The organism is Bacillus sp. JJ1503, from assembly GCF_036965125.1.
In the GTDB taxonomy this organism is placed as follows: domain Bacteria; phylum Bacillota; class Bacilli; order Bacillales; family Cytobacillaceae; genus Cytobacillus.
The window spans coordinates 1-6,454 of record NZ_JBALOZ010000240.1; the positions used below are offsets into that span (position 1 = coordinate 1).

Annotated in this window: 7 protein-coding genes; all 7 read right to left on the reverse strand. The window is 39.7% G+C overall.

The annotated features are described in order from the left end of the window. A partial coding sequence (locus V7149_RS17790; RefSeq protein WP_335346945.1) for an NCS2 family permease occupies positions 1-544 on the reverse strand: 544 nt, incomplete at its 3' end. An 84-nt stretch (positions 545-628) separates the two neighbouring features. Continuing rightward, the gene (locus V7149_RS17795) at positions 629-943 is read right to left on the reverse strand and encodes an XdhC family protein (protein ID WP_335346946.1); all 315 of its coding nucleotides are present in this window, start codon (positions 941-943) and stop codon (positions 629-631) included. After that, on the reverse strand, positions 940-1,755 hold the full coding sequence (locus tag V7149_RS17800; protein WP_335346947.1) for an XdhC family protein: 816 nt from the start codon (positions 1,753-1,755) through the stop codon (positions 940-942). Before V7149_RS17800 ends, V7149_RS17795 begins: the two co-directional genes overlap by 4 nt. Positions 1,756-1,760: 5 nt before the next feature. Next, positions 1,761-4,082, reverse strand: coding sequence for a xanthine dehydrogenase family protein molybdopterin-binding subunit (locus V7149_RS17805; RefSeq protein WP_335346948.1), 2,322 nt, complete (start codon positions 4,080-4,082; stop codon positions 1,761-1,763). Continuing rightward, entirely contained in the window at positions 4,079-4,954 is an 876-nt protein-coding gene (locus V7149_RS17810; protein ID WP_335346949.1) for an FAD binding domain-containing protein, read from the reverse strand. Before V7149_RS17810 ends, V7149_RS17805 begins: the two co-directional genes overlap by 4 nt. Before the next feature lie 42 nt (positions 4,955-4,996). Next, complete coding sequence (locus V7149_RS17815) at positions 4,997-5,596, reverse strand: nucleotidyltransferase family protein (RefSeq protein ID WP_335346950.1); 600 nt, start codon at positions 5,594-5,596, stop codon at positions 4,997-4,999. Further along, positions 5,596-6,087, reverse strand: a complete 492-nt coding sequence (locus V7149_RS17820; RefSeq protein ID WP_335346951.1) for a (2Fe-2S)-binding protein — start codon at positions 6,085-6,087, stop codon at positions 5,596-5,598. The genes V7149_RS17815 and V7149_RS17820 overlap by 1 nt, the downstream gene beginning before the upstream one ends. Positions 6,088-6,454 lie beyond the last annotated feature (367 nt).

A 6,454-nucleotide genomic window follows, 5' to 3' on the forward strand; every position in this document is an offset into this window, starting at 1 on the left:
AAGCGACAAACGTAGCTTCATTAGCAACAACGAGCTCTGCATTTTTTAAACCGATAAATGCAATAAATAAACCAATACCAACGGCTATTGCTGATTTTAATACATCTGGGACACCATCAACGATTTTTTGCCGAACTCCTGTTACAGTCAAAATTAAAAACACAACCCCTGAGATAAATACGGCTCCAAGTGCTGTTTGCCATGTAAGTCCTTGACCAAGAACGACAGTATAGGCAAAAAAGGCATTTAAGCCCATGCCAGGAGCAACTGCAACTGGGTAATTTGCCCAGAGTGCCATCAGGATTGTACAGAAAACACTTGCATAAATGGTTGCGGCAAGTGCGGCCTCTTTCGGAATCCCAGCATCAGCTAAAATGGCAGGGTTGACGAAAATAATATAACTCATCGTTAAAAATGAAGTAATACCGGCAAGAATTTCAGTTCTTACATTTGTTTTCCTTTCAGAGAGCTTGAACAGTTTTTCCAATAGGTTATTTCTAGTTGGTGGGAGGTTGGATCCTAAACCCTTTTCAATCATGGACATGAATGCTCACTCCTAACTTTTATAATAACCAAAAATGCTTTAAGAAAGTGCAACTCGGTTCATATTTTTCTCCATGATGATCAACTATATCGGTTCGATAAAAATATCCATAATGCCGCCGCAAATTCCGCCATCTTCATACAATAAACCTTTCGTAAGATCTACAACATATTTAGTTGGTCTGCTGCTATTAATTACTTCATAAGCTTTTTCAATGACTTCCGCCTCTCCACATCCACCTCCAATCGTACCTTCAATTTTTCCGCACGGGAAAATAATCATTTTACTTCCCGCTTTTCTTGGTGTCGAGCCCTTAGTTCTAATAACAGTTGCTAGAGCTGCTTTCTCACCCCCTTTCTGTAAATCAATTGTTCTTTGTAAAAGCTGTAGTGGTTTCAATTTACTGCCCCCTCATGAAAACCCATTTTTGCATATTCCCGAATGCTGCTGCTTAAGGAGCTGCCTGATGTTCGATTTTTCACTTTTAATATTTCAGCCATAATACTAACTGCAATTTCAGAAGGGGTCTCCGCACCGATATCAAGCCCTACTGGGGTAAATAAATGATCAAAGCTTTCACCTGGAAAGTCCTGCAATAATTCGTTGAAAACACCAGAAATTCGCCTTCTGCTTCCAATCATTCCAATATAGGCAGCTTTATCTTTCCGCTTTAATAGCTCTTGTAAACTCAATACATCATATTTATGACCTCTAGTTATTAGAAGGATATACGTATGATCCGTTAATTTCACATTACGAAAATAGTCAATATACGATTGACAGCAAACCTCATCGGCATTGGGAAAGCGCTCCCAATTGGCAAATTCAATTCGATCATCAATGACAGTGACATAAAAACCAAGCATTTTTCCCATTTCCACGACTGGCTCACATACATGACCCGCACCAGCTACAATAAGGTGAATTGGAATAGGATAGTATTCAGCAAAACATTCAACGTTATCCCCGAATAAAAGGAATGAAATCAAACCCGATCTTTTTCTTCGAATTAGCTTTTCACAGCTTTCCAACATTTTATTTTGCAGAGCAGGGGAGAGGGGAGTTTCAGAGTAGATATCCCCACTTGGCCATAGTAATGCTTTTTGTCCTATCAAATAAGAATTTGAATGGTCAGTAATTGTAATGAAAAAGACATCCTGACGCTGTTTAAGTGATTCGGTTAATCGATTGTATAACTTTTGATTCATCATTATGATCACCTAGCAGAATGAGCCTTTTGTTTTTTTAGATCTTTTAAGGCATTAAAAATTCTTTCCGGTGTTGCAGGCAAATGATAAATCCTTGCCCCAGTAGCATCATAAATAGCTGACATGATAGCGGCAATAATTGGAATCATGACGACCTCTCCAATTCCTTTAGCGCCAAATGGTCCTGATTGTTCAGGGGCATCCTCTACAGGGATGGTTTCAATAATAGGTGTTTCTCTAATAGTTGGAATAATATAGTCAGTAAAGTTTTTTGTTTTATGATAGCCGTTTTCAATCACTATATCCTCATAAAGGGTGTAGCCAATACCCATTACAGCACCGCCTTCAGCTTGACCTTCAAGTCCTTGCGGGTTAATAACTTTCCCTGCATCAGGAATAGATACTACGTGAAGAACGTCTGTTTCCCCGGTCAATGTATCAACCTCAACCATAACAACATGGGTTAAATACCCGTACAGGTGATGGGGGGCTCCGCCAGATCCTTTAATTTCAGTCTTTTCTTTTGGGAGAATAAAATGTCCTTCAATTCTTGTATTCCGATGCTGTTCATGCAGGTAATTATATATTTGTTGATAGGTTAGGCTTTCTCCATTGGCTGTAAGGCAGTTTTGTTTAATTTCAATACTTGTTAGGGGTAGATTAAGTATCTGAGCTGCCGTTTCGGTTAACAGCTCTACCATTTTTGGCGCTGCTGTTGCAACTGCTCTCCCTCCTGTATACGTGGAGCGGGAAGCGGTTACCGTACCGCCATCAAGTGTTTGAAGGGTGTCACCCTGGACGACTTTAATTAAGTGAATATCACAATTTAATAATTCGGCTGCCACTTGTGCATAGGCGGTGCTATTTCCTCCGCCAATTTCTTCACAGCCAACTGCCACTAAAAACTTGCCATCCGGAAGGAGTTCGATGGAAGCTGCACCATAGTCAGGCAATCCAATTCCCATCCCAATTCCGTGAAAGGATGTGGCAAGCGAAACACCTCGCTTTTTCCATGGTTCACTTACTTCTTTTTTATATTTTTCACGGTTTTTCCAGAGGTCACAATTTTCTGCGGCTTCAAGCGTTTTATACGTGCCAACGCTTGATTGGACGATATGGCCTAAACTAGACATTTCGCCTTGGTGATAAACATTTTTCTTTCGAATTTCAATCGGATCTATCCCTAGTTTTTCAGCTATCATGTCCATATGAGTTTCAATTCCCATGCAAACCTGATTAACTCCAAAACCCCTAAAGGCACCTGCAATGCCATTATTTGTGTACACACAGAACCCTTCAAGGTTTACGTTCGGAATTTTGTAAGGTCCGCATGAATGTTCAATGGCTAGAGCTATAACAGCTCCACCTAATGATGCATAAGCCCCCGTGTCAGCTACTGCTCTTACTTCACTGGCAATTAAAGTACCGTCCTTTTTTGCTGCTGTTTTCATTTGTACCTTAAATGGATGCCTTTTAATCCCGGCGATCACAGATTCTTCTCGGCTTAAATGGATCTTTACAGGACGCCCATTTGTATACATGGCAAGAAGGGCTAGGCATATTTGCACAGTAATTTCATCCTTGCCTCCAAAGGCACCGCCTATAGGGCTGGAAATTACTCGAATCCTTTCTGGGTTATATGCAATGGCCCGTGCAATTTGCGCCCGGTCACGGTGGGCATATTGTCCAGGACAGCGAATGGTAATATAGCCTTCCTCATCCATTACACCCCATCCGCCTTCTGTTTCGATAAAAGCGTGCATTTGTCGAGGGGAGTAGAATGTATTCTCGACAATAATATCTGCTTCCTCAAATGCTTTTTCAGTATCGCCATTTTTGATGATGACATGGCTATGAATATTTCCATCCGGATGCAATTTAGGGGATGAAGGGGTCATCGCTTTTTCAGCATCTATCACAAACTCAAGCGGTTCATAATCAACTTCAATTAATGCCAACGCTTGTTCAGCAATCTCTTCAGTTTCTGCTGCGACTAAAGCTACTGCATCACCCGTGCAGCGAACGATATCAGAACATAGAACAGGCTGGTCCGGGATAACGATTCCAAACCCATTAAATCCAGGGATATCCTTATGTGTTAAGACACAAACGACACCAGGAAGCTGTTCAGCTTTTTCAATTTGAATAGACTTTATTCTTGCATGAGGATATTTGGCGCGCAAAACCTTTCCCCAAACCATATTGTCAAAATGGTAATCTGTCATGTATTTTAATTCACCTGTTACTTTCTCAGGTCCATCGATTCTTCTTACTCTTTTTCCGATCCAATTTAATTCCCGGCTATTGCTTTGTTCATTTGTATGTTTCATTTATTCTCCCACCTCCTGATGAGTCGATAAAGTCCTCGCTCTAAAAGGGCACTTGCCATATCACGGCGGTACTCCGCTGTTGCTCTTACATCCGTAATTGGCATAACCTCTTTCCAGGCTATTTTTGCAATGTTTTGTATTAATTCATCTGTCAATGGAGTTAGCGTTATAATCGATTCACATTTTTTTGCACGAATAATCGTTGGGGCTACGGAACCGAAGGCAATTTTGCCTTTTAAAACTTGACGGCCTTCTCCCATTAATAATGAAATGGCAACATTTACAATTGATATTGACTGTGCTTTTCTCGGTCCAAGCTTTTGGAATATCCCTATTTCATTTTCATCCTGGGGCTGAATAATGATTTTTGTAATCATTTCATTTTCCTTTAGGACGGTTCTGCCTGGTCCGATAAAAAACTCATTAATAGGAACGAGTCGTTTATTTGTTAACGAGCTTAGCTCCAATATTGTATTTAACACATACAGTGCTGGAATTGTATCTCCGGCAGGGGAGGCAGTGCCAATATTTCCACCGATTGTTCCAATATTTTGCATCTGAATCGCTCCAACTTCTCTAGATGCTTCTACAAGCACATCTGCTTTTTCTTGAAGCAAAGGGGAGTGGACGATATCTGTATGGGTTGTTAACGGTCCAATGTGAATTTCTCCATTTTTTTCATGGATGAATCTCAGTTCCTTTAAACCATTAATATTAACCCATGTTTCTGGACGCCATTTTCCATCCTTCATACGGACAACAGCGTCCGTTCCTCCAGCTATAAGTCTTGAATTTTTGCCTTTATTAGAAATAATCGAAAGGCATTCCATTAATGTAGCTGGAGAAATTACGTCAATTTCTGAAACTAGCATTTAGAGACCTCCTTACATAATCTGAATGATTTCCTTTGCCTACTAAGAATTGCTTATTTTTAGAGAAATTCGGTAGTCCATCGGAGTGTTAATATTTTGAGAAATAAGGGTATTTTCGATGACAGACTCCACTATTTGGTCTTCATATTTGCGAATAATATTACGCAGTCCTTGCGTCTCTTCCCGTATCGATAGAAGAGCATGAATAATATTTTTCGAGAATAGTATAGGGTGCCCTCTTTTCCCATTATTTAACGGTATGGCAATTAAACAATTTGAATCTTGAAGTGATTGAATAAGCTGATTAATTACAGTATTATCAATTGGCTGATCAACAGCTGAAATTAAAATCATGTCAGAGTCGCGATCGATCGATTGAAGCCCTTTAATGATAGAAGAGCATTTTCCTTGACGAAAATTCTCGTTATACACCGTTTTAACGGGGTATAGATTTGTTATGGGAAAAAATTTTTCAGCCTCATGGCCAACAACAACAATTGTTTCTGACAGATTTGAATTTAACAGCATTTGAATCTGGTGTTCGATTAACGTTTTCCCTTTCCATTGAAGCAATCCTTTATGAGGGAGCGGCCTCATACGGCTTGATAACCCTGCAGAAAGCAAAATGGCTGAAACCTTCATTACGTAGTTCCTTTTCCTATTAATTTCATTTCCTTTTCAGCTGCAGTTTGGATGGCTTTTATTATTTTTGTATAGCCGGTACATCGGCAAAGATTTCCCCCTAATGCTGTTTTAATTTGATCAGTCGTTGGCACATAATCGATTCTATCTAGAAAGGCTCTTGCAGAAACAATTATGCCTGGCGTGCAATACCCGCATTGAGTGGCACCCTCTACTACAAAGGATTCTTGGATAACATCCATATTTGAAGTTAATCCGACTCCTTCACAAGTTACTATTTCTTGATTTACAACTTGACCTGCGAGAATCAAACAGGAGCAGACCACTTCACCGTTTAATAAAACTGAACATGATCCGCATTCCCCTTTGCCACAGCATTCCTTGCTGGCTATCAGCTTTAGATCCTCCCTTAAGACGTCCAGCAAAGTTTTGTCCGGTGGGCACGAAACAGTACAAGGTGAGCCATTAACAGTAAAATTTATTTCTCTCATTAGTTTCCCTCCATATAATTGGTTTCTCATTTATTGGTGAATAATCTTTATAAGGTGTACTGTTAAATAGTGTTTTCTATATTGATTTTTCAAATAGAATATTAGGTAAATGGACTTTGTATTAGGAAATTTTGCAATTGGAAGAGTGTAGCTGTCACGGGGTGTCTGAAAGATAACATTATTTTGCAGGAAAATAAGCAGTTAGTTTGTGTTCATTGGATTAAAACAGTACTTTTTTTAGCATTCAGGCTAAGGAACAAAAAAATTCCCATACAAAAAGGCTGCCGTGAAATTTTCACACGTAAGAAACCCTTTCGTAGTTAGGAATTTACGGTCCCTAGTAGAAACCCTCAAACCGATTTTTGAG

What these genes read in the sequence shown, in the direction of transcription:
- V7149_RS17800 (WP_335346947.1), bottom strand. Translation starts at nt 1,755, where the DNA reads ATGATGAATCAAAAGTTATACAATCGATTAACCGAATCACTTAAACAG.
- V7149_RS17805 (WP_335346948.1), bottom strand. Translation starts at nt 4,082, where the DNA reads ATGAAACATACAAATGAACAAAGCAATAGCCGGGAATTAAATTGGATC.
- V7149_RS17810 (WP_335346949.1), bottom strand. Translation starts at nt 4,954, where the DNA reads ATGCTAGTTTCAGAAATTGACGTAATTTCTCCAGCTACATTAATGGAA.
- V7149_RS17820 (WP_335346951.1), bottom strand. Translation starts at nt 6,087, where the DNA reads ATGAGAGAAATAAATTTTACTGTTAATGGCTCACCTTGTACTGTTTCG.
- V7149_RS17815 (WP_335346950.1), bottom strand. Translation starts at nt 5,596, where the DNA reads ATGAAGGTTTCAGCCATTTTGCTTTCTGCAGGGTTATCAAGCCGTATG.